The 20,897-nt window shown below is 68.2% G+C and carries 28 protein-coding genes and 1 pseudogene; 8 read left to right on the top strand and 21 right to left on the bottom strand.

What is annotated here, in order from left to right:
• Positions 1-20 precede the first annotated feature (20 nt).
• From IE660_RS11055 to IE660_RS11035, 5 genes are all read right to left on the bottom strand, one after another.
• The gene (locus tag IE660_RS11055) at positions 21-851 is read right to left on the bottom strand and encodes an iron ABC transporter ATP-binding protein (RefSeq protein WP_203568422.1); all 831 of its coding nucleotides are present in this window, start codon (positions 849-851) and stop codon (positions 21-23) included.
• Positions 848-1,837 (bottom strand): iron chelate uptake ABC transporter family permease subunit, encoded by a 990-nt coding sequence (locus IE660_RS11050; RefSeq protein WP_203568421.1) that lies wholly within the window; start codon positions 1,835-1,837, stop codon positions 848-850. The genes IE660_RS11055 and IE660_RS11050 overlap by 4 nt, the downstream gene beginning before the upstream one ends.
• The gene (locus tag IE660_RS11045) at positions 1,834-2,847 is read right to left on the bottom strand and encodes an ABC transporter permease (protein ID WP_203568420.1); all 1,014 of its coding nucleotides are present in this window, start codon (positions 2,845-2,847) and stop codon (positions 1,834-1,836) included. The genes IE660_RS11050 and IE660_RS11045 overlap by 4 nt, the downstream gene beginning before the upstream one ends.
• A complete protein-coding gene (locus tag IE660_RS11040; RefSeq protein ID WP_203568419.1) occupies positions 2,844-3,779 on the bottom strand; it encodes a siderophore ABC transporter substrate-binding protein in 936 nt (311 codons plus the stop codon). The genes IE660_RS11045 and IE660_RS11040 overlap by 4 nt, the downstream gene beginning before the upstream one ends.
• A gap of 115 nt (positions 3,780-3,894) precedes the next feature.
• Positions 3,895-4,119, bottom strand: coding sequence for a hypothetical protein (locus IE660_RS11035; RefSeq protein ID WP_203568418.1), 225 nt, complete (start codon positions 4,117-4,119; stop codon positions 3,895-3,897).
• Between the two features lie 408 nt (positions 4,120-4,527).
• On the opposite strand from IE660_RS11035, the gene IE660_RS11030 reads away from it, so the two are divergent.
• Positions 4,528-5,109 (top strand): mycothiol transferase, encoded by a 582-nt coding sequence (locus IE660_RS11030; RefSeq protein ID WP_203568417.1) that lies wholly within the window; start codon positions 4,528-4,530, stop codon positions 5,107-5,109.
• 2 nt (positions 5,110-5,111) lie between these two features.
• Here IE660_RS11030 and IE660_RS11025 read toward each other — a convergent pair whose 3' ends face one another.
• On the bottom strand, positions 5,112-5,936 hold the full coding sequence (locus IE660_RS11025) for a rhomboid family intramembrane serine protease (protein ID WP_203568416.1): 825 nt from the start codon (positions 5,934-5,936) through the stop codon (positions 5,112-5,114).
• Positions 5,937-5,998: 62 nt separating this feature from the next.
• Between IE660_RS11025 and ychF the strand changes: the two genes are divergently transcribed.
• Positions 5,999-7,072 (top strand): redox-regulated ATPase YchF, encoded by a 1,074-nt coding sequence (gene ychF / locus IE660_RS11020; protein WP_203568415.1) that lies wholly within the window; start codon positions 5,999-6,001, stop codon positions 7,070-7,072.
• 434 nt (positions 7,073-7,506) lie between these two features.
• On the opposite strand, the gene IE660_RS11015 is transcribed toward ychF, so the two are convergent.
• Positions 7,507-7,911 (bottom strand): SdpI family protein, encoded by a 405-nt coding sequence (locus tag IE660_RS11015; RefSeq protein WP_203568414.1) that lies wholly within the window; start codon positions 7,909-7,911, stop codon positions 7,507-7,509.
• Between the two features lie 459 nt (positions 7,912-8,370).
• Between IE660_RS11015 and IE660_RS11010 the strand changes: the two genes are divergently transcribed.
• The 4 genes from IE660_RS11010 to IE660_RS10995 all read left to right on the top strand — a co-directional run bounded on the left by IE660_RS11010 (position 8,371) and on the right by IE660_RS10995 (position 12,047).
• The gene (locus tag IE660_RS11010; RefSeq protein ID WP_203568413.1) at positions 8,371-9,231 is read left to right on the top strand and encodes a siderophore-interacting protein; all 861 of its coding nucleotides are present in this window, start codon (positions 8,371-8,373) and stop codon (positions 9,229-9,231) included.
• A gap of 128 nt (positions 9,232-9,359) precedes the next feature.
• Positions 9,360-9,911, top strand: a complete 552-nt coding sequence (locus IE660_RS11005) for a hypothetical protein (RefSeq protein WP_203568412.1) — start codon at positions 9,360-9,362, stop codon at positions 9,909-9,911.
• An 89-nt stretch (positions 9,912-10,000) separates the two neighbouring features.
• Positions 10,001-11,239, top strand: a complete 1,239-nt coding sequence (locus tag IE660_RS11000; RefSeq protein ID WP_203568411.1) for an MFS transporter — start codon at positions 10,001-10,003, stop codon at positions 11,237-11,239.
• A gap of 43 nt (positions 11,240-11,282) precedes the next feature.
• Complete coding sequence (locus tag IE660_RS10995) at positions 11,283-12,047, top strand: alpha/beta fold hydrolase (protein ID WP_203568410.1); 765 nt, start codon at positions 11,283-11,285, stop codon at positions 12,045-12,047.
• 10 nt (positions 12,048-12,057) lie between these two features.
• Here the strand turns inward: IE660_RS10995 and IE660_RS10990 are convergent, their stop codons facing one another.
• The 6 genes from IE660_RS10990 to IE660_RS10970 all read right to left on the bottom strand — a co-directional run bounded on the left by IE660_RS10990 (position 12,058) and on the right by IE660_RS10970 (position 14,914).
• Entirely contained in the window at positions 12,058-12,759 is a 702-nt protein-coding gene (locus tag IE660_RS10990; RefSeq protein WP_203568409.1) for a 2-phosphosulfolactate phosphatase, read from the bottom strand.
• Entirely contained in the window at positions 12,756-13,232 is a 477-nt protein-coding gene (locus tag IE660_RS10985; RefSeq protein WP_203568408.1) for a cyclophilin-like fold protein, read from the bottom strand. The genes IE660_RS10990 and IE660_RS10985 overlap by 4 nt, the downstream gene beginning before the upstream one ends.
• Before the next feature lie 9 nt (positions 13,233-13,241).
• On the bottom strand, positions 13,242-13,649 hold the full coding sequence (locus tag IE660_RS10980; protein ID WP_203568407.1) for a hypothetical protein: 408 nt from the start codon (positions 13,647-13,649) through the stop codon (positions 13,242-13,244).
• Between the two features lie 115 nt (positions 13,650-13,764).
• Positions 13,765-14,475 carry a hypothetical protein gene (locus IE660_RS10975; RefSeq protein ID WP_235997735.1) on the bottom strand — a complete coding sequence of 237 codons (711 nt, stop codon included), beginning with the start codon at positions 14,473-14,475 and terminating at the stop codon, positions 13,765-13,767.
• A 7-nt stretch (positions 14,476-14,482) separates the two neighbouring features.
• On the bottom strand, positions 14,483-14,611 hold the full coding sequence (locus IE660_RS16205; RefSeq protein ID WP_268883129.1) for a hypothetical protein: 129 nt from the start codon (positions 14,609-14,611) through the stop codon (positions 14,483-14,485).
• Positions 14,612-14,665: 54 nt separating this feature from the next.
• Positions 14,666-14,914, bottom strand: a complete 249-nt coding sequence (locus tag IE660_RS10970; RefSeq protein WP_203568406.1) for a hypothetical protein — start codon at positions 14,912-14,914, stop codon at positions 14,666-14,668.
• A 140-nt stretch (positions 14,915-15,054) separates the two neighbouring features.
• Here IE660_RS10970 and IE660_RS10965 point away from each other — a divergent pair, with 140 nt between their 5' ends.
• Positions 15,055-15,819 carry a DinB family protein gene (locus IE660_RS10965; protein ID WP_203568405.1) on the top strand — a complete coding sequence of 255 codons (765 nt, stop codon included), beginning with the start codon at positions 15,055-15,057 and terminating at the stop codon, positions 15,817-15,819.
• Here the strand turns inward: IE660_RS10965 and IE660_RS10960 are convergent.
• From IE660_RS10960 to IE660_RS16605, 6 genes and pseudogenes are all read right to left on the bottom strand, one after another.
• The gene (locus tag IE660_RS10960) at positions 15,753-16,310 is read right to left on the bottom strand and encodes a hypothetical protein (RefSeq protein ID WP_203568404.1); all 558 of its coding nucleotides are present in this window, start codon (positions 16,308-16,310) and stop codon (positions 15,753-15,755) included. The genes IE660_RS10965 and IE660_RS10960 overlap by 67 nt on opposite strands.
• A gap of 12 nt (positions 16,311-16,322) precedes the next feature.
• Entirely contained in the window at positions 16,323-16,739 is a 417-nt protein-coding gene (locus IE660_RS10955; RefSeq protein ID WP_203568403.1) for a hypothetical protein, read from the bottom strand.
• A 45-nt stretch (positions 16,740-16,784) separates the two neighbouring features.
• The gene (locus tag IE660_RS10950; protein ID WP_203568402.1) at positions 16,785-17,720 is read right to left on the bottom strand and encodes an aminoglycoside phosphotransferase family protein; all 936 of its coding nucleotides are present in this window, start codon (positions 17,718-17,720) and stop codon (positions 16,785-16,787) included.
• Positions 17,717-18,448: a class I SAM-dependent methyltransferase gene (locus IE660_RS10945; RefSeq protein WP_203568401.1), complete on the bottom strand. Its 732-nt coding sequence runs from the start codon at positions 18,446-18,448 to the stop codon at positions 17,717-17,719. The genes IE660_RS10950 and IE660_RS10945 overlap by 4 nt, the downstream gene beginning before the upstream one ends.
• A 237-nt stretch (positions 18,449-18,685) precedes the next feature.
• The gene (locus IE660_RS16610; RefSeq protein ID WP_407929020.1) at positions 18,686-18,934 is read right to left on the bottom strand and encodes a phosphotriesterase family protein; all 249 of its coding nucleotides are present in this window, start codon (positions 18,932-18,934) and stop codon (positions 18,686-18,688) included.
• A gap of 40 nt (positions 18,935-18,974) precedes the next feature.
• Positions 18,975-19,352 (bottom strand): annotated as a pseudogene (locus IE660_RS16605) (phosphotriesterase family protein); the annotation flags it as partial.
• Positions 19,353-19,454: 102 nt separating this feature from the next.
• Between IE660_RS16605 and IE660_RS10935 the strand changes: the two are divergent.
• Positions 19,455-20,057 carry a hypothetical protein gene (locus tag IE660_RS10935; RefSeq protein WP_203568399.1) on the top strand — a complete coding sequence of 201 codons (603 nt, stop codon included), beginning with the start codon at positions 19,455-19,457 and terminating at the stop codon, positions 20,055-20,057.
• Here the strand turns inward: IE660_RS10935 and IE660_RS10930 are convergent.
• Positions 20,044-20,478, bottom strand: coding sequence for a VOC family protein (locus tag IE660_RS10930; protein WP_203568398.1), 435 nt, complete (start codon positions 20,476-20,478; stop codon positions 20,044-20,046). The two genes, IE660_RS10935 and IE660_RS10930, sit on opposite strands and share 14 nt — an antisense overlap.
• A 7-nt stretch (positions 20,479-20,485) precedes the next feature.
• On the bottom strand, positions 20,486-20,881 hold the full coding sequence (locus tag IE660_RS10925) for a GNAT family protein (RefSeq protein WP_203568397.1): 396 nt from the start codon (positions 20,879-20,881) through the stop codon (positions 20,486-20,488).
• Positions 20,882-20,897 lie beyond the last annotated feature (16 nt).

The raw sequence follows: 20,897 nt of genomic DNA, 5'->3' as shown, positions 1-20,897 counted from the left end.
ATGGCTGGCAGGCTCCCAGCTCAGAGGGCGTCGGTGCGTGACTGCTCGGCGTGGGCCAGTTCGGCGCGGACGAGTTCGGTGCGTCGGGCGGCGGGCATGTAGTACTGGGCGATCGGGCAGCCGCCCTCGACGCTGACCGCGCAGTTCACGCCGAAGACGTGGTTGAGCATGGCCGAGTCGACCACCTCACGCGGACTGCCCTGGGCGACGACCCGGCCGTCCTTCATCGCCACCAGGTGGTCAGACCAGGCCGAGGCGAAGTTGATGTCGTGCACCACCATCACCACGGTCTTGCCGAGGGCATCGGCGGCGTGGCGCAGGCGCTCGAGCATGGCCAGGGCATGGGCCATGTCGAGGTTGTTGAGCGGTTCGTCCAGCAGCAGGTAGTCGGTGTCCTGGGCCAGCAGCATGGCCACGAACGCGCGCTGGCGCTGCCCGCCAGACATCTCGTCGAGGAACCGGTCGCGCAACTCGTCGAGGTCCATCGTGTGGATCGAGGTGTCGACGATGGCGTGGTCGTCGGGGCCAAGGCGACCGCGGCTGTGGGGGTAGCGGCCGAAGCTGACCAGGTCGTGCACGGTGAGCCGCAGCGGCATCGAGTTCTCCTGCTTGAGGATGCCCAGGGTGCGGGCGAGCTCACGCGGGTCGGCGCTGCTCACGTCGAGGCCTCCGACGCTGATGTGTCCGTCGTCCATGCCGACCAGGCGGGCGATCATCGACAGCAGGGTCGACTTGCCGGCCCCGTTGGCGCCGACGATCGAGGTGATGCCCCCGGGTTGCAGGCTGATCGTCACGTCGTCGACGACGACGGTGCGGGCGTAGGCCTTGGTGACACCGCTGACTTCGATCATTTCCTGCTCCCTCGCAACACCAACCAGATGAACACGAGCCCTCCGCCGAACTCGATGATGACGCTGAGCAGGGTGGCCAGCCCGAACACCTGCTCGAGCACGGCCTGCCCTCCGACCAGTGTGGTGATCGCGATCAACCCGGCCATCGGCATGGTGTGGCTGTGCCGGCCGGTGGTGGTCACCTCGTAGGCGATGTTGGCCACCAGCAGGCCCAGGAAGGTGATCGGGCCGACCAGCGCAGTGCTCACGCTGACCAGGACCACGGCCACCAGGAGCACCTCGCGCACCATGCGGGTCCAATCGACGCCCAGGCTGGTGGCGTGGTCTGGTCCCAGGCGCATCACGTCGAGTTCGTGACGGCGGTGCCACAGCCACCACGAGCCGGCGACGGTGAGCACGCCTGCGGGCAGCAGCAGCATCGGCTGCACGGCATTGAACGAGGCGAACAGGTTGCCCTGGACGACCAGGAAGGTGGTCGGGTCCATCATGCGGGTGAGCAGGCTCGACAACGAGCGCAGCAAGGTGCCCAGCACGATGCCGATCAGCACCAACAGGTGCACCTGGCTGCCCTTGCGGGTGAGCACGCTGGTCAGACCCAACCCGAAGACCACCATCAGCACCAAGGTGATCGCGAAGCTGCCGTAGGGGCCGAGCTGCCCGGTGAAGGTCACCCCGAGGACGAACGCGAGCAGGGTGACCAGGAAGGCGTAGAGCGCGTCCAGCCCCATCACCGACGGGGTGAGGATGCGGTTGTTGGTGATGGTGTGGAAGGCGACGGTCGAGACGCCGGTCGCCCAGCCGACCAGCACCATGGTGGCCACCTTGGTGCCGCGCAGTTGGGCGGTGAAGGCGAGGTCGCCCCCCGAGCCGATGGCCAGGAAGGCGATGATCGAGGCGAGCGCCAGGGCGGCGAGCAGCAGCAGCCGCCGGCGCGACGTCCAGCGGGGTGCGGTTGCGGTGGTGCCGGGGGTGGCGAGCGCGGTCAACGTGACACCGCCGGGGTGCGCTTCCAGAGCAGGACGAGGAAGACCGCGGCGCCGACGACGCCCGCGATCGTCCCGACCGGGATCTCGTAGGGGAAGTTGATGGTGCGGGCGACCAGGTCGCAGGCCAGGACGAATCCCGCGCCGGCGAGCGCCACCCAGGGCAGTGACCGCCGGAGGCGGTCGCCGAGCACCATCGAGACCAGGTTGGGCACCACCAGGCCGACGAAGGCGATGTTGCCGACCACGACCAGGCAGACTGCGCTGGCCACCGAGACCAGGGCCAGGCCGAGCCGCATGGCCTGACGGTGGTTGAGTCCCAAGCTGGTGGCGTGGGCCTCGCCGAGCGAGGCGACGGTGAACCGGTCGGCGAAGAACCAGACCGCGACGAACACCCCGGCCACCAGCCAGAGCAGCTCGTACCGACCGCGCAGCACGCCGGAGAAGTCGCCGGCCATCCAGACCCCAAGGGTCTGCAGCAGGTCGAGGCGGTGGGCGACGAAGGTGGTGGCGGCCGAGACCATGCCGGCCAGCATCATGCCGACCAGCGGCACCGCGATCAGCGAGGTGGTGGGCGGCAGCGAACGCACCAGGCGCAGGAATAGCGCCGTGCCGGCCAGGGCGAACACCACGGCGATCGCCATCTTCACCGCGAGCGGTGCTGCGGGCCAGAGCAGGGTGACCGCCAGCAGTCCGGCGGCAGCCGACTCCGAGGTGCCGACCGTGCCGGGTTCGACGAACTTGTTGCGCACCAGCAACTGCATGAGCATGCCTGAGAGTGCGAGGGCTGAGCCGGCCAGCAGCACGGCGGTGGTGCGCGGGATGCGCGAGGCCATCAGGTTGAGCCACTGGTCGTCGGTGGCGGTGCCGCGCAGGAAGTCGAGCGGGTGCAGGTCGGCCACCCCGACGAACAGGCTGACCAGCGAGGCCACCACCAGGCACAGCACCGCCAGGGGCAGCATCCAGCCACGCGGGCGGATGCCGACCCCGGCGGGGCTGACGAGGCTGGTCACAGGCCAGTCGTGAGACCCTCGGCCATGGCCAGGGCGTTGTCGAGGCCGTGGATCATGATGTACCAGCGGGCGCCGTCGAGGTAGACGACCTGTTTGTTGCGCCAGGCGTCGGTGGTCGCGACGAGTTCGTTGTCGAGGACTTCGGCTGCGGCCTTGCCCTCCTCACCGACGGCGGCGTCGCGGTCGAGCACGAACATCACCTGGGGGTTGGCCTTCTTGATGGCCTCGAAGCTGATCGGGTCGCCGTGCGAGGCCTCCTTGACCTCGGGGATGGCGGGGGTCAGCCCGAGGTCGCGGAAGATCGCGCCGTAGCGGGAGTCCTTGCCGTGCACGGTGACCTTGCCGGCGGTGGTCATCAGCACCATCGCCGTGGTGCCGGTGCTGAAGCGGGCCTTGGCGGCCTCGAGTGACTTCTTGATGGCGGCGACCTTGTCAGGCACCTGGTCGGCCTTGCCCAGGGCGGTCGCGACGATGGTGGCAGCCTTTTCGACGCCGTCGACGAAGTTCTGGGTGTAGGCGTAGGTGACGTCGATGGTGGGGAAGTGCTGGGCCAGGGCGGCGTGGTGCTTGGCCGAGCGGAAGCCGATGATCACCAGGTCGGGCTTGAGCTTGTTGATCGCCTCGAGGTTCGGTTCGGCCAGCGTGCCGACGTCTGCGTAGCGGTCGTCGGCGAACTGCTTCAGCGGTGCGGGGATGTTGGTCTTGGGCAGGCCCACGACCTTGTCGGCCAGTCCGAGGGCGGCCACGGTGTCGAGGGCGCCGAAGTCGAGCACCACGACCTTGTTGACAGTGGCCGGCACCTTGGCGGTGCCTTGGGCGTGGGTGACGTCGATGGTCGGACCGGAAGGAGTGGCCTGGTCGTTGCCGCAGGCGGTGAGGGTGACGGCGATGGCGGCCGCGGCTGCACCGAGGGCTCGGCGGGAGAGCTGCACGAGGGGTCTTCCTGCTTGGACGCGTGAGCGTGTGGTTAGGTGAGCCTTACCTAAACACAGCCGATTAACGATGCGCAAGTGTTGTCATATTCAAATGTGACGGTCACGCCCCTGATCAACGGCTCAACAGGTAGGGGCCGATGGTGCTGAAGAACAGCGCGAAGGCCGACAACACGACCGCCGCCGCGATGTGGCCGCTGATGGGCGTTCCTGGGTGCCGGATGGTCAGCAGCAGGATGCCGACGAACAGCGGAACCAGCGCGAGCAGGGGAACGAAGATGCTGAGTGCCGCCAGCCCGAGCAGGATCCACCCGGCGATGGCTGACTGGCGCTTGACCACGTGTGGTGGTTGTGGCGGCGGCCATGGCCGGTGCCCTGGAACGGCAACGAGTGCCGCGGCTCGCGCGGGGGCCAGTAGGGAGCCGGGGCGTCCCCTCGGTGGCAGCGGCCCAAAGGCGCACGGTCGAGCAGGTGGCGGGGGTGTGACGTGCTGTGGCCCTGGGGATGGGCGTGCCGGGGCTGGCCGTGCGGGCACCGGTCGTGCTGGCGCGGGTGGTTGCCGCGTCGCCTCCGGCGACGTCTGCCGGGCCTACTCGGCCTCGCGGGCATCGTCCACGCTGGTCTCGCCGCTGAACAGGGACGACTCGTCGTCGCGTCCGCTGAACAGCTCATCGCGTCCTCCCATCGCCGGCGGCGGTGGTTCGTCCATCGTGACACGTGGCGGGTCTGGGCGAACTACTGTGCCCGCATGAGCGATCGGACGATGCCGCCCTGGGAGCCCCCACTGGCAGCAGACGAGCAGACGCACCTGCTGGCCATGCTCGAGCGGCTGCGCGCCACCTTCCGCTGGAAGGCCGACGGTCTGGACGAGCACGGCCTGCGCACCACCATCGGCCCGTCGACGCTGACCATCGGGGGCCTGCTCAAACACTTGGCCGGCGTCGAGGCCACCAAGTTCACCTGGTTCGCGTTCGGCGCCGACCCCGGTGAGCCGTGGCGCTCGGTCGACTGGGAGGCCGAGCCGGACTGGGACTTCACCTCGGCCGCCGACAACCTTCCCGAGGAGCTCTACGAGTTGTACGACCGTTCGGTTGAGCAGTCTCGTCGAGCGCTGCTGCGCGCCATCGGTGAGGGCGGTCTCGACCAGGCGGTCCAGTTGGCCGATGACGAGGGCGACCACGCCAGTCTCAGGCGGCTGGTCTGCGACGTGATCGAGGAGTACGGACGCCACACCGGGCACTGTGACCTGCTGCGCGAGGCCGTTGACGGCCGGGTGGGGGAGGACCCACCGTGGGAGTGGAACCCTCCGTGGTTCCGAGATGCGCGCTGAGCTCAGCCGCGGCGGCGCTGACGCAGCCGGTCCAGTTCCTTGCGCTCTGACGACGTCAGTGAGTGGATGCCCTGGGCGCTGATCTTGCCGAGCAGGTCGTCCATGCGCTGGTCGTCCGAGACCCGCTGCTGGGCGGCACGCTGCTGAGCGCGACTGACCTTGGGCGCCCGAGCGGTCGCGCCAACGGTCTGCGGGCGTCGTCCCGGAAGCCAGTTGTACTCGCCGAGCAGACCGGCAGCGCGGGCGACGATGGCCACCAGGCCCATGCCCATGATGAAGCTGAGCAGGTCTGACCAGCGGCGGGTGCCGAGCATGGTGAGAACCTGCAGGCCGACCAGGAAGGCGCCGAAGGCCCATGCCGGAACGTTGAACAGGAAGCGGCGCGACGGCCACTCCGCGATCCACAACAGCAGGATGGCGAACTCGATCATGCCCATGCCGGCCAGGGCGGCGCCGGGCAGGATCAGCCCGATCACCGTGGTCGCCACGGTCAGGCTCGCCCAGGCGCCGAGCAGCAGCCACGCCATCCGCCTGCGCCCGATCTGGGCCTCGATGTCTCGTCCGAAGTACCACAGCAGGACGAGGTTGAGGATGCTCCACAGGCTGATCGAGTCGGCCAGTGGCCAGGTGACGATCCGCCAGACCTGACCGGCGAACAGATGCTGCGGGGCGTAGAACAGCCACTGTGGCAGCACGGGCATGATCACCCAGACGAGGATGCCCAGGGTGCCGATCGCCACCGCGATCAGGGTGCTGGTGATGTCGATGCGCCCGATGCGGAACCAGGAGTCACCGCTCGGGTCGGGTGCCCATGCTCTGTTGCTCACGAGTCAAGGGTGCCAGACCGGCGCGAGAAGGCATGGGTGTCAGGCCGGTAGGATCGTCGCTCGTGGCACTCACCATCGGCATCGTCGGGCTCCCCAACGCGGGCAAGTCCACCCTGTTCAACGCACTGACCCGCAACAACGTGCTGGCGGCGAACTACCCGTTCGCGACCATCGAGCCCAACGTCGGGGTGGTGGGCGTGCCGGACGAGCGGTTGCCGGTGCTCGCCGAGCTGTACAAGTCGGCACAGATCATTCCGGCGACGGTGAGCTTCGTCGACATCGCCGGCATCGTGAAGGGCGCCTCGCAGGGTGAGGGCATGGGCAACGCGTTCCTGGCCAACATCCGCGAGGCCGACGCGATCTGCCAGGTCACCCGGGTGTTCCGCGACCCCGACGTCACCCACGTCGACGGGGCGGTGAACCCGGGCAGCGACATCGAGACGATCACCACCGAACTGATCCTCGCCGACATCCAGACCCTGGAGAAGGCGTTGCCCCGGCTGGAGAAGGAGGCGCGGATCAAGAAGGAGGCGCAGCCCCGGCTCGCCGCGTGGCAGCAGGCGCTCGAGGTGCTGAACTCGGGACGAGGGATCCACGCGGCGGGGCTCGACAAGGAGCAGCTTCGCGACCTGTTCCTGCTGACCGCCAAGCCCTACCTGTACGTCTTCAACTGTGACTCCGACGAGTTGGCCGACGAGGAACTCAAGGCGCGCATGCGCGAGATCGTCGCCCCGGCCGAGGCGATCTTCCTTGACGCCAAGATCGAGTCCGAGATGGTCGACATGAGCGAGGACGAGGTGCGCGAGTTCCTCGCCGACATGGGCGTGGACGAGCCCGGCCTCGACGTGCTGGCCCGGGTCGGCTACGAGACGCTGGGGCTGCAGAGCTACCTCACAGCCGGGCCGAAGGAGGCCCGGGCGTGGACGATCCGCCAGGGCTGGACCGCGCCGCAGGCAGCTGGCGTGATCCACACCGACTTCGAGAAGGGCTTCATCAAGGCGCAGGTGGTCAGCTTCGACGATCTCGTGGCCGCCGGGTCTGAGGCGGCGGCGAAGGCCGCGGGCAAGATGCGCCTGGAGGGCAAGGACTACGTGATGGCCGACGGCGACGTGGTCGAGTTCCGGTTCAACGTCTAGTTCCGGCACTCGAAAGCATGAGGGTTCGTCGTCTCCAGTGGCCAGGGGATCCTGGGCGATTGTCAGAGCGACCTTGCCACCAGTGGCCGCGGCTCCGCCCCGGGTAGGAGGCCGATGGCAATCTCCGCCGCGATCGCTCCGACCGTGACAGCCGCGGCGGCGACACTCACGGCGGGCAGGTAACGCTGCTCCAACATTCGGATGAGTTCCTCGGGGGTGGCGTCCTCCTTCTTGCGATGCAGACGCGGACGTAAGCGCGCGCGATGCCTTGGCGTCGGCTGACGGCAGCGACGATCTCGGACTGGGCTGCGTGTCGTACCCAGACGTTGGCCTCGACGTACTCCGCGTAGTCGTGCTCGACGCCTGTCTCGACCGGGTTCAGTGCGCCGATCGTCAGATGCCATTGCTTCGGTCAGTGCCTTCGGCGTGATCTGTCAGGAGAGGCCCCAGCGATCCTTGCACCAGCCACACTCGCTCTCCTGTCCGCCGTTGCCGACGATGGCGTCCCAGTACGTGGCGTCCTGTGCCGCGCGAAGGGCCGAGGGCACGGGTGCCACCACGAGCACCGTCACCACGACGAGCGATCCGATGAGCAACGGCGCGGTCCACCGGTCACTGGCCCCCATCACGGCGGCGATGAGAAACACGATCGCGACCACGAGTGCCAGCACCGCCGTCGCTGCGATCCAGGGCAACACGCGGCGGTGGGCTGCCTGCCACGCCTCATCACTCGCCATGGTCGCGGGCAGGCGGATCCCCATCCAGTCGTTGCGGTGCAGCGTTGCGCGACTGATCTTCAGCGTGAACGCTGCCATCAGGACACCGATCACCAGGAGCATCACCGCTCCAGTCCACGCCATGCATCGACGCCTGCGCGTGCTGCACCTGTTCAGCGGCCGTGTAGAGATCACCTGATGTTGTCGAGATCACCAGCCCGCCCGATTCGTGGCGCGAAACACGCGGCTGACAACGCATTTCCCGCCACGAATCGGGGCGGCTTGGTGGGTCTGGGGCTCGTCCAGCTGGTTGGTGGCGACAATTCACCCAATGACAGCCGGATTCACGCCACAAACCACTTGGGCCGAGCGCCCGATTGGCGAATCACTGCGCGACTACCCGGAGTGATCGGCCACTCCAGTGCACTGACCGTCCCGGCGAGAACTCGTGCGAGGTCGCTGCCCACCCCGCCAGAAGTCGTGGACGAGCTTCGCCACGCTGCTGACCGCTGAGACCTGGCGCCGCAACCGCGACTGAGGCGCTCCCGGGCGGCTGTTGGTGCCAGCGGATAGGCTCGCCGGATGACCGATGCCGCACCCCCGCGCAAGCGCCGCATCCTGCGCACCGCCACGGTCACGGGCACCGAGCGCCTCACCCCTGACCTGGTGCGGGTTCACCTGCGCGGCGACGACTTGCGTGCGCTGGAGCCCTCCGACCACACCGATCGCTATGTGAAGTTGCTCTTCCCGCCCGCAGGCGCTGACTACCGCTGGCCCTTCGACCCCGATGAACTGCGCGAATCGAGGCCGCGTGAACAGTGGCCGGTGACCCGCACCTACACGATTCGCAGCCTCGACATCGAGCGGGGCGAGATGGCGATCGACTTCGTCGTCCACGGGGACGAGGGGTTGGCCGGGCCCTGGGCGGAAGCGGCCCAGCCCGGTGACGGGATCGGCTTCCACGGGCCCGGCAGTGGCTGGGGACCCGACCCGAGTGCGGACCACCACCTGCTCGTGGGGGACGAGTCGGCGGCTCCGGCCATCGCTGCGGCGCTCGACGCCCTGCCGGCCGATGCGCGTGCTTCGGTGTACTTGGAGGTGGCTGATGCCGCGTCGCACATCCCGTTGCCAGACCTGCCCGGAGCCGAGGTCATCTGGGTGCACCGTGATGATTACGCAGGCTCGTACGGCACCGGCCTGGCGGCTGTGGTCAGGGCGGCCGGGCTGCCCGACGGCGACCTGGCCGTCTTCGTCCACGGCAACGCCGACATGATCAAGGACCTTCGTCGGTACCTGTTCGTCGAGCAGGGCGTGCCCCGAGATCGCGTCTCGATCTCGGGCTACTGGCGCACCGGCCAGGACGAGGACGCCTGGCAGGCTGGCAAGCGAAGCTTCGTCGCAGCCATGGAACAGGAACAGGACGGGCGCGCGGCCCAGCGTTGAGCGATCTTGGGCGGTCGCTCGGCTGACCGTCGGTGAGGTGACCCTCGGCACGCCAGGATGAGCCGACTTGATCACCTGCGGCCCCGAGACCGTGAGTCGAACGCGGCGTCCGCTGACGAGAGGCGATGATGCTCACCGAGCTCCTGCGCGACCAGACGTTCACGATCGCTTGGTTCGGCCTGATGACCGGGGCCTGGCTGGGGTGGGGCCAGGAGGACCCACCGGAGCCATGGCGATGGAAGCTCGGCGCGGGCTCCGTGGTCGGGCTCGTGATCGCTGGGCTGTTCGGCTATGCCCTGGTGACCAGGTGGAACAGTGCCACGGCCCTTGAAGGCAAGTACTGGTGGTTCGGACTGGTCGTCGCGCTCGAGGTGATCGTCGCCGGCGTCGGTTGCCTGGTGCTCGCGCGCCGGGGCCAGTCCCGCTGGCTGGCCTGGTGGGTGGCCCTGATCGTGGCGCTGCACTTCCTGCCTCTGGCGTTCTTCCTTCGCGATCTCTCCCTGGCTGCGCTCGCGATCATCCAGACCATCGGGTTGTTGGTCCTGCTGCCCCGCCTGCGCAGGAACACCCACCCCACCAGTCGTCTGGTCGGGCCGGTGATGGGTGCCACCCTGCTGTTGTTCGCGATCGCGTCCGCGATTCTCTTCGGCGTGCGCCACGGCACGCCTTGGGCAGCATGAGCCTGGAGCCCTGTGGATTCGCCGAGGTCGACAACGTGCCGATCGGCCACCAATTGCGGGCGCCCAGCGAGTCTGCCTAGCGTGCGTTCGTGAGGAAACCACGGTCGTCACCGTTCGCGCGCTTCTGGGCGGGCGAAGCCGTGTCCGCGATCGGTACCCAGGTCACCCTCGTGGCCCTGCAGTTCGTCGTCCTCGACCTGCTTGCGGGATCAGCGACCGAGGTGGGCTGGGTGACCTCGGCCAGGTGGCTGCCCTACCTGTTGTTCGGCCTGGTGGTGGGGGCCCTCGTCGACAGGGCGCGCCGTCGCCCGACGATGATCGCCAGCGACCTCGTCCGGTTCGGCGTGCTGGGTGTTCTGGCTGTGCTCGGGCTGTCGGGCACGCTGGATCTGCCCACGCTGCTCGTCCTCGTCATGGTCCTTGGTGCGGCCGGGTTGGTCAACGATGCGGCATCGATGGCCTTCGTGCCGCGACTGGTTCCCGGCTCTCGCCTTCAGCATGCCCATTCCCGGATCGACACGTCCGACGCCGTGGCCCAGGTGGGTGGCCCGGCACTGGCCGGTGTGCTCATTCGCACGCTTGGGGCGCCGGTGGCCCTGCTCGCGGACGCCGTCAGCTACCTGTTCTCCGCGGCGGTGGCAGTGTCGTTGCGCGATGTCCCCGATCCATCCCCGGCCCGGGAGCGTGCGCGACTCTCTGGCGACATCCTCGAAGGACTTCGCTGGGTCTACCGCACCTCAGGGTTGGCCAAGGTGGCCATCGCGACCCATGTCTGGTTCGTGGCGCAGGCGCTGCTCATGGTGGCGCTGGTGCCGTTCGCGGTGCTCGGACTCGAACTCTCCGCCGCCCAGGTCGGAGTGGCGCTCGCTGTGGGTGGCGCTGGAGCCGTGGTGGGCGCCTCGGTCACGACGTGGGTCGGCCGGCGTCTGGGCACGATCGGGACGATCGCCACCTGCTACGTGCTGTCTGCCGTCGGCGCTCTCGTGGTGGCGTCAGCGGCACTCGCGCCCGCCAAGTGGGGGGCGGTCGGCCTTGTTGCCCTGGGACAGGCGCTCCATGGGATGGCCATGGGCGCCAGCAACTCCCATGAGATGAGTTTCCGCCAACTGCTGACCCCCGATCACCTCCAGGCCCGGACGAACACCTTCCTGCGATCGGCCAACCGGGGCGTGCTGGTCGTGATGGCACCCATGGCGGGCGTGGTGGCGGATCGGCTCGGTTTCGTCGTCGCGCTGGCCGCGGCCGGTGTCGTGTTTGCGGTCGCAGCGGCGCTGCTGCCCAAGGTCCGCCGCTCGGGCTCGACGTCAGGAAGGCTTGAGCACGACTGACGATGGGTCTGGTGGTCGCGGCAATGACGACTTACGATGAGCCATGTCAGAGAGCCATGGCCTGGCCTTCACCGATGTCGGTAGTGGTCCCTGTGTGGTGCTCATTCACGGTCTGACCTTCAATCGGTCTGCCTGGTCACCGATCATCGACCGTGTGAGTGGGCTTCTGCGTTGTGTCGCAATCGACCTTCCAGGACACGGCCAGTCCACGGGATCAATGTCGCCCTGGGAACTCCCCGCACGGATCGACCAGCTGGTGCGAGAACTGCAGATCGAGGCCCCCGTGGTGGTCGGGCACTCGTTGGGCGGGGCGGTGGCCATGGTCAGCGCAGCCCACGTCCGTACCTCTGGGGTGGTCACGATCGACCAGAGCCCCGACGTCGCCTCGATGGCGCCGATGGCCCGCGCCATCGCCCCGGCTCTCGACGGCCCGGGGTTCGACCAGGCGTGGGGGATGGCCCGTCAGTCGATCGGACGACACCTGGTGGCTGAACCGCTGCGGACGCAGCTCTTGGCAGAGGACGAGGCGAAGCCCGAGGTGATCCGGGCCTACTGGGCGGACTTGATCGCTGATCCCGAGGCATTGCAGCGCCGCGTCAATGGCGACCTCGCTCGAGTCACCGTGCCGGTCCTCGCCGTGTTCGGGCACCAGCTCGAGGAGGTTGAGACCACCGCGGTCAGCGCCGCATTGCCACAGGCTGACGTGCAGATCGAACAATGGCCCGGCGCCGGGCACTGTGCACACCTGGTTGAGCCCGATCGGTTCGCACGTCTACTCGTGGACTTCGTCTCGCGCTGCGCGACGTGAGTTCCGCTTGTCACGGCCGCACGGGGGAGCCAACGGGAACAACCCGCAGCAGCGAGCCGGCGGGCACCAGGCTCAGTGCCTGGTCGAAGGCGTCGACCTGCAGGCACAGCGCCAGATCGTCGCGGTGAACACTGGGGCAGCTCTCGTCGGCCCCGCACGCCAGGCACTCTCGACCCGCCTCTGAGTTCCTCACTCGGACGAGGTACGGAACCGGGTCCGAAGTATTCGTCGTGGTCAAGGCCTCGGTCAGGAAGTCGGCAAGGGCGACGTCCTCGTCCCCCTCGGTCGGGACCAGCAACACCCGCTGCCCATCGCCACACAGTGCATGAGCGGTGGCCGAGGCGTTGGCGAACGACGCACACAGGACGAGAGCCGCCTCTCGTACGGCGTGTGCGCCGCGAGTCCCGTTGCCGGTGGTCTGGATCAGAGTGCGTCCGGTCAGGTCGGTCCCGGACACGATCGCGGGGGAGTTGGGAAGGTCGAACAACGGGTGCGCGGGTCCGTCCTTGAGCAGCAGTGCGTGTGGGTGGTGGGCATCGCGAGCGGCCATTGCGGTCTCGACGTCAGGTGCCAGCAGCAACTGGGCCGCGCCCATGCGAAGTATCCACGGCGCCACGGTGAACGCACGCACGACGTCGATAACGACGGCGACCTCACACCAAGCGACGTCGCGTGGCTCGAGCTCGTTGACGTGGACCGTCCGGATGGTCACGGCAACTCGAGGACCGTGACGTCACCGCTGCCCAGGATCTGCTTGAGCTCGTCCGCGCTGACACCCTCGACCCACCCCAGCCGGGTGAGGCTCCAGGAGTTGGTGTCGTAGTAGATGACGAACTTGTCGCCCTGGTAGAGGATCAGGTGGCCGGCAGCGGTGCTGATCTGTTCGTCATTGGTGGGCAACGTCGTGCCCAGGTTTCCGACCTTCTCCATGCTGGCGTAGTCACTCATCGCGATGGTGACCGGCCCTTGGCTGAGCAGGTCTTTCAGGGCTCGTGCGGACGAGTTGTCGGCCAGCTTCGCTGTCAGGGTGCGGTCGCCGATCCTGATCTGCATGGTGTCTCCTTGGGTGCGCGGACTCGTCGGTGTCGTCGTGGGCGAACTGCAGCTGAGCAACCCCAGCGCCACCATGACCACCTCGACGACGATCGGCAGGCGGCGGCTGCGATCGGCTCGAGCCCGGTTCATGCCGCCAGACTAGGCAGCCGACTCGACCGGCGCCCAGACCTCGTCCATGTCAGCGCAGTAGAACCCGAGCAACTCGACCCCGACTCGGCTCAGTTCGCGGCGTGCGGTGTCGAGCCACCGCAGCACCACCCCCGGGTTAATCGGCTTGCGCGACGAGACCGCGACCACCACCGAGGGGATCTCGAGGTGTTCGAACAGGTGGAACAGTTGGGCACGCTCGTCGGCGATGGCGTGCCAGTCGACCTGTTCGATCACCACCGGCTGCAGGAGCCGGCCTTCGTGGTCGCAGAGCAGCAGCAGTGCCGAGTCCTGCATGCGGTCGGACAGCTTGAGGCACAGGTCGACGACGTCGGGCGTCAGGGACGGGTCGGAGAGTGATCGGGTGGGCCAGTCCTTGGGCAGTTGTTCGAAGGTCATGGCCACGATGGTGCAGGCAGGGCGGGCCGTTCCGCCGTGAGGTGCTGACGACCTGTGGAAAACTCCGTTCTGCCACTGGTGGTCTGCCGCCGGGGCCAGGTGCAGCAGTGTGCCGTCAGCCGACCCGACTCAGCTTGTAGTGCATGCGGACGACCTCGGCCGACCACAGCTTCAACTCGTGGTCGGTGCGCACAGAACCTTCGTCATCGACGCTCAGCCGGAACGTCTCGTGGATCGGAAGGCGGGCCGCGTGGGTGCCGTGTTCGTCGACCACCACGTAGGCACCGTTGCCGCCGAAGGGGCCGGCCGGCGAGCTGAGCTCCAGGCCGCCCCCGGCCAGCACGCGGGGCTGGAGGAGCACTTGGATGTTGCCCGCCTCGAGCGGGAACGTCACGTGCACGCTGGGTTGACTGGCTCCCGGGAGCAGTCGCGTCGAGTAGCAGCCGCTGTAGACGTAGCCACCGGTGGCACGCAGGGTGCGCATCCAGCCCGCAGCCACCTGCTCACCGGCTGAGTCGAGGATCGGCACCACCCGACTGTCGACCCCGTGCGCGACCTCGAGGGGCCGCATCGGCAGGGCGAGTTGCTGAACCCTTCGGGCGAACAGTCGCGAAATCAGTTCACCGCCGAGCTGGAAGAGGGGGTTCCACTGCGTCCAGACCTCCATGCGCCACTGCGAGGTGTGCTCGTAGAAGTGCCGGATGTCAGGATGCAGGTCTCCGGCGGGAAAGGTGGGGCCGTCGAGCCTCGACATGTCGCCCAGCAACCCTGCCGTGGTCACCTCGCGGCCGAGCCGCCCGCCCAGGTCGGCAGCGGTCTGCTCCAACCACCCGTCACCCCCGGGACGCCCCGCTCATCGGTGCCGCCAGCCAACTGTGGGCGCCCTGCAGGTCGACCCGTCGTCCGCGCAGTCGCCAGAACACCCGCGTGGCGCGGTCAAGGGTTGCGAGCGCAGGCAGCACGCGACGAGTGTGCCAGTGCTGAGGACGAGGCGGTCGGCGAAGCCGAGTCGACGCTCAGCGGGCGATCTCGGCCTCGGCCTGCTCCAGGGCTTGGTAGGTGGCCTCGAAGGTCTCGCACACGTCGTCGGGAATGGCGTAGCCGCTGGTGACGGTGCGCAGTTCGCTGAACAGCGCCGTGACATCCGCCCCCGGCGCGGACAGTAGCTCGGTGATCTCGCGGACGCGGGTCAGCTCGGGGTGGTGCTCGCCATGCACGCGCTCGATGATCGGTGCCAGTTCCAGGGCCTTGGCCAAGGCGGTCATGTGGGGGTCCGTCCTTGCGTGGGTTGTGCCTCGAAGCTACGGACACCTCGGCCACGCATCCTTGATCTGGGTCAAGTTCTGCCGCTGGCTCCGTGGACGACGGGTATGGACTGGTGGGCGCTGACCCTGATGATGGGGCGATGACGACCTACTCCAGCACCAACGAGTTCGAGGGCGCGACCTTCGTCCGCACGAGCTTCAAGGACGCCACCATCCGCTCATCCGATGTCAGCGGCCTGACCCTGCGGGCGGTCGACTGCGACGGTCTCGACATCGACAGCCACGACCTGTTCTTCGGGACCCTGATCGTCAACGGGGTCGACGTCGTCCCGCTGGTCGAGGCTGAACTCAACCGCCAGTTCCCGGGCCGTGAACTGCAGAAGGCCGAGACTCCCGAGGGCCTCCGCGAAGGCTGGCTCGCGGTGCAGGCCGCGTGGCAGCAAACCGTGGACGAGACCCCTGCCGAATTGCGTGACGCCCACGTGCCGGACGAGTGGTCGCTGTCGCAGACGCTGCGCCACCTGATCCTGGCCACCGACGCCTGGCTGCTCGGGGCGATCCAGGGCACCGAGCGTCCCTTCCACCCGATCGGGCAGATCTTCACCGGCGCTGACCGGATGGGGTTCGACATGTCGATCTTCGGTGAGCCCGAGTCGTTCGACGAGATCCTCAGCGTGCGCGCCCAGCGCCAGCAGATGGTCACCGACTTCCTCGCTGACGTGACCCCGGAAGTCCTTGCCGAGGAGCGTGCGAACCCCTGGGGTGGGGGAGACGACTGGCGACCCACCGTGGGCGACTGCGTCCGGGTGATCCTCGAGGAGGAGTGGGCTCACCTGCGCTACATCAGGCGCGACCTGGCCCTGCTGCACCAAGCCGGCGCAGCAGCCGCAGCGCCTGAAGCGTGATCCACGGGTTGGCCGTTCCTGCTCGTCGGGAGGACACATGGGCGACACCGGCAGCAGTCGATCATCAGCGGTGACGCCAGCTTGAGCATGTCGGGGTGCAGTGGCTCACCCGTGGCCTTCACCTGGAAGAGGCGACGAGCCAGCAGGCACTCCACCGCCTCGTCCAGGGCCGTTGACACCTCCTCCGATCGATGCGGGCGGTCGGCGCGCAGGTACTCGGTGAATCCGTCGATCACCGAGGCGGTGGTATGCACCGCCGAGACCCGGCACACCCAACGGGTGCTGCGGCAGTTGAAGCCGCCGTCGTTCATCTGCTGGCCCAGCGCCCCAGTGGCCGTCAGGGCGACGGGCGGCCAGATCGTGGCCGCAGAGCCCTCGCCTGACAGCCGGGCGAGAGCCTCGGGATCGTCATCGTCCAGCAGGTCACGGCGGGTCTGGTAGGCCACGGCCGGGTCGGCGTCCAGCAGCCAGTCGAGCACCGCATCGTCCACACCCACAGCGTCTCAGACGCGAACTGGCCACGAACACCCATTCGTGGGACCCGCGCCGTCCGAAGCTGACGGTACTTGCGACGCCGTCCACCCAAGGAGGGGACCGACATGGCCGACAGTGGTTTCAGCAAGGCTGAACTCGCCGCGATCAAGGATCGGGCCGAACAGTCGCGCGCCAAGAAGGGCGGCAAGAAGAATGCCGACAACCCGGCTGCGTTGCTCGACAAGATCGTCGAACTGCCTGACGACGAGAAGAAGATCGCCACGGCACTGCACCAGGTGGTCAGCGAGGTCGCTCCCGACCTGGCGCCGCGGGTCTGGTTCGGCATGCCGGCCTACGAGAAGGACGGCAAGGTGCGGGTCTTCCTGCAGCCGGCCAGCAAGTTCGAGACCCGCTACTCGACCCTGGGCTTCAACGACGGTGCCCACTCGACAGCGGTGAGATGTGGCCTGCCGGCTGCACCTGCGCCGCCACTAGTCGGCGAACGCCTTGGCCAGGGTGATCATCCGGGTCAGGAACTCGCTGTTGCCCGGCGCATGGCAGGCGGTGTCGACCGCGTTGCGCACCAGACGGACGAACGTCCAGGCCCGCACCCGGTCGGGGTCGAGCCCGGCGACGTCGCCCACGATGTCGGCCCGCAACCGGGCATGCACCCGCAGGTCGTGAGCGCGGGCCAGGTCGTCCGGGCGGTTCCAGACGATCGGCGCGACGGCGTAGGCCCACTCGCCAGCCACCACCTTGGGGTCGATCGCCAGCCACTCGCCACGCTCTGGGTCGAGCGGAGCCAGCACGTTGGCGTCGTGCAGGTCGGTGTGCACCAGCGAGGTCTGTGGTGCACTCGACAACAGGTCCGGTTCGCTCGCAGCAGCCTGCTGGACGAGTCGCTGGGGCACCTGCGGTGTGACGGAGGGGGACTCCCACGGCGAGAGGTGGTCGGCCAGGGCTGGCGCCTGAGGTGTCGCGAGCCGCCCGAGTGCACCGAAGAGGCCGCCGATCACCTCGCACGCCTCGAAAATCGAGACCCCGGTCAGCGGCCGGGTGGGGTCGAGCCGTTCCAGCAGCAGCACCTGCGGCGTCGGGTCGGCGGCCAACAGTGTGACCGCACCGCCGCCGGCCCACAGGCGCAGGGCCAAGTGCTCGAACTGGGCCTCGTGGTGCGGCCACGACAGCTTCAGCGCAGCGAGTTCGCCGGTGTCCCGCCGCACGGGCAGGACGAGCGCGTTCTCTCCGGCGAGCGGGGTGCCGTCGGGCGTGAGGTTCCAGCGGTCGAGGTACTCGTCCACCTGGACAGGGAGCCGGACGAGCCAACGGTCGCCGTCGATCGGGTGCGCCACGCCCGAGTCGGGCTGTCGGCCGGCGACACTGGCACGCAGTGCGCTCGGGATGAGATCAGTCGGCCAGGAGTTCATCGACCGGTACTCGCTTCGACCACCATCAGCCGCTCGGCTGCGGTGCCCGTGAAGGGGGTGGAGTGCCAGTCTCGCGACACCCGGCTCACCATGACACCGGCTGCGGCGAGGTCGGCGGTGATCCGGTCGAGGTCGCGGAACTGCAGGCGCAGGTCGAAGTCGACCACCTCGCCGTCGTCGAGGAACTCGTTGTGGCAGTGCATGGTGACCACGCCGTCGGCATCGGGCGCAGTGGTCGTCGACGACTCGCGCAAGCGCCCGGCCGGGGTGTCGCGGTCGGTCAGCGGATCGTTCCACTCGCGCCACGCCTCAGCCGAGGGATTGCGGGTCTCGAAGGCCAGTCGTCCACCCGGACGAAGCCCAGCCGCGATGCGACGCAGGGCGTGGTGCCACTCGTCTCCGATCAGGTGCATCGCCACGTTGCCGCTCATGATCACCACGTCGGACGAGGCCTGCTCGATCTGGTCGCTGGTGCCGAGCCGCCACTCGACCTGATCACCGCCGGGTCGAGCTGCTGCCAGGGCCAGCATCGAGGGGGCAGGATCGATCCCCACCACCCGTCGTCCCGGACGAGCCAAGGTCACCGTGAGCAGGCCGGTGCCACAGCCCAGGTCGGTGACCACGGCAGGGGCAGCGTCGTCCACGAACCGGCGGAACCAGTCGTGATCAGGGCCATCAGGATTGTCATGGTCGTAGATGGCGGCGAGGCTGGGATGGTCGTAGCTCACCATCCCAGCCTGTCAGAGCGGCTGCTCAAGAGCTCTGCGATCGTCCGACAGTTGTGACGCCAGTCCGGTGATGATGACCTGGGCGGCCATCTCGGTCTCTGTCGCCACGTCGTCACGTCGGTGGTCGAGTGAGGCCGAGTAGGCGGGAAAGGTCTCTGGGCGGCCTCGTCCTTCCGAATCAGATTCGGTTAATGCCAACACCGTGCCGTGAGGTCTCGCCACACGAGGGTGATGGCGTCAGCGGGCGAAGGCCCGGAAGGGGTTGGTCCGGGTCAGCGTGGTGATCGTGTCCTCGTCCACGCCTGGGGCCCGCAGCGCCGGCAGGAACGAGTCCACCAAGTGGGTGAACGGCTCGGGTGTGCCTCCGCCGGGCTTGTCCGGGTCGTACCAGCCACGGTCCTGGCTGATCATCACCTGGTCGAGCAGACCTGTGTCCAGCGCACGGTTGACGTGGGCGACGTACTCCTCGTCCGGGCTCCAACCGATGCCGTCGTACGACAGCCACGCCCCGCGCCCGGGCGCCCTCGATGCCTTCCTGCAGTTCGGCGAGCATCCAGTCGGCGATCTCGGCCTCGTCCGCGCCGTACGCCCAGTCCGGCACCCACGGCTCGCGGTAGAGGCCGGTCGGCAGCACCGTCGGCATGCCCGCCGCGTCGGCCACCGCGCGGACGATGTCGGGGCGTCGTCCCACCCCGACCGGGGTGCAGTCGACCATGGCGGTCACACCCTGCGCCTTGGCGCGGGCAACTTCGGGTGCCATCACGGCCACGACGTCGTCGACCTCGGCGACCCCGTGTTCGGGGTGCTGTGGCACGCGGAAGTCGACGAACACGTGCTCGTGGGGCAGGACGAGCTCGACCTCGTCGGCCGACAGGTCGCCAGCGGTGGTGATCAACTGCTTCACGTCTGCATCATCGCAGCGCGCCCGAGCCTCGCGGGTCGAAGCGGGCTGTGTTGGGTGGTGCGACCTACCCTTGACAGTGACCGCGCAGAGGGAGGGAACGCCGTGAAGAAGGTGTGGAGCATCGCCGGAGCCGTGGTGGTGACCGCGGTCGTGTTGACCCTGCTGGCGGTCTGGGCGGTGCCGAAGCTGTTCCCGAACACGGGGGAGTCTGCCGAGGCCCGTGACGAGAAGGTGGTGCGCTCGATCACCCAGGAGGAGAAGGTCATCCTGCTCAGCCTGGGCATTCAGGGCATCGCCGAGGAGCGGGTCAAGTCCGAGGTGCTGGGCGTCGACGTGCCCGGCAGCGAGCGTGCCCTGTTCCTGCAGTACAGCTACACCGCGCTGCTCGGTGTCGACGGTGCCGACGTCAGGATCGCGCCGGCAGGTGAGGGCAAGTACCTGATCACCGTGCCCGAGTTCAGCCACCTCGGCCAGACCGACCTCGGCGTCAAGATCGCCGTCGAACGCAACGGCGTGCTCAGCTGGCTCACCCCCGAGATCGACAAGGTGGCGGTCATCAACAAGGTGCTCAACGAGTCGACCAAGGCCGAGCACATCACCACCAACCGCAAGCTGCTCGAAGACCAGTGCCGCACCTTCTACACCCGGATCATCAAGGCGGTCGACCCCACCCTCGAGGTCGAGTTCGTCTTCACCCAGACGTGACCGGACCAGGGCTGGTCGGGTCGGACAGTTCCACTGTCGTCCCCATCGGGTCGAGCACCACGAAACTCCAGTAGCCCACCCAGAACGGTCCGTCCCTCAGCGAGGTGACGTCGTGGGCCCGTAGGCGTGCGACTGCAGCGGTGAAGTGGTCGGGATCGAGCGCGATGCTCCACGACGTGGGTGCGTGTGACGGTTCCGGCTCGATGCCCAGCCCGTACACCCAGCCGGGTTGGTGCGACCACTGTGACTGCGGTCGCACCCCGGAGTCGTGGGTGATCGAGAACTGCACGCTGTCGACGACGTAGGCGATGTCGTCGGCCTCGTCCCAGACCTGCTCGAGCCCGATCAGGTCTGTGTAGAAGTGGCGCGATGCGGCGATGTCACTGCTGGCGGTGTAGAGGAAGAACGTCCGCTGCTGCATGGTCGTCTCAGCTCGCCTTCACGGTCAGGCTCATCACGCAGTTCCCCTGGCCCTTGGGGCGCAGGTAGGTGAACCCCAGCCGCTCGTACATCGTGCGGGTGGCGTTGTAGAGGAACGATGACGAGATCTTCTTGTCAGGCGGCAGGCCGTGCGGGTAGGCCTCGACCAATCCGCCGCCCTGGCCGGCGATCAGGGCCAGTGCTCCCTTGACGGCGGTCTCGGCCATGCCCTTGCGGCGGTAACGGCGATCGACGAACAGGCAGGTGATCCGGAAGTCGGGTACCTGGGTGGTCTCGGCCTCCCACTGCTTGCGGTGGTGGATGTTCGGCAGTTCCTCGACCGTGCCGAACTGTGCCCAGGCCACCGCGCGGTAGCCGTCGACGATCAGTTGGGTGGATGCCATGCCTCACGGTATGTCA

It is taken from the genome of Aestuariimicrobium ganziense, assembly GCF_015352975.1.
Classification (GTDB): domain Bacteria; phylum Actinomycetota; class Actinomycetes; order Propionibacteriales; family Propionibacteriaceae; genus Aestuariimicrobium; species Aestuariimicrobium ganziense.
Note: the sequence above shows the minus strand (reverse complement) of the source record. Positions and strands in the feature narration are given on the sequence as shown.

Coding starts and splice junctions, on each gene's coding strand:
- IE660_RS10995 (WP_203568410.1), top strand. CDS start 11,283: ATGTCAGAGAGCCATGGCCTGGCCTTCACCGATGTCGGTAGTGGTCCC.
- IE660_RS10985 (WP_203568408.1), bottom strand. CDS start 13,232: ATGAACCGGGCTCGAGCCGATCGCAGCCGCCGCCTGCCGATCGTCGTC.
- IE660_RS11010 (WP_203568413.1), top strand. CDS start 8,371: ATGACCGATGCCGCACCCCCGCGCAAGCGCCGCATCCTGCGCACCGCC.
- IE660_RS10980 (WP_203568407.1), bottom strand. CDS start 13,649: ATGACCTTCGAACAACTGCCCAAGGACTGGCCCACCCGATCACTCTCC.
- IE660_RS10930 (WP_203568398.1), bottom strand. CDS start 20,478: ATGCAGCAGCGGACGTTCTTCCTCTACACCGCCAGCAGTGACATCGCC.
- IE660_RS11030 (WP_203568417.1), top strand. CDS start 4,528: ATGAGCGATCGGACGATGCCGCCCTGGGAGCCCCCACTGGCAGCAGAC.
- IE660_RS10965 (WP_203568405.1), top strand. CDS start 15,055: ATGACGACCTACTCCAGCACCAACGAGTTCGAGGGCGCGACCTTCGTC.
- IE660_RS10925 (WP_203568397.1), bottom strand. CDS start 20,881: ATGGCATCCACCCAACTGATCGTCGACGGCTACCGCGCGGTGGCCTGG.
- IE660_RS10970 (WP_203568406.1), bottom strand. CDS start 14,914: ATGACCGCCTTGGCCAAGGCCCTGGAACTGGCACCGATCATCGAGCGC.
- IE660_RS11055 (WP_203568422.1), bottom strand. CDS start 851: ATGATCGAAGTCAGCGGTGTCACCAAGGCCTACGCCCGCACCGTCGTC.
- IE660_RS10950 (WP_203568402.1), bottom strand. CDS start 17,720: ATGAACTCCTGGCCGACTGATCTCATCCCGAGCGCACTGCGTGCCAGT.
- IE660_RS11015 (WP_203568414.1), bottom strand. CDS start 7,911: ATGCTCCTGGTGATCGGTGTCCTGATGGCAGCGTTCACGCTGAAGATC.
- IE660_RS11005 (WP_203568412.1), top strand. CDS start 9,360: ATGCTCACCGAGCTCCTGCGCGACCAGACGTTCACGATCGCTTGGTTC.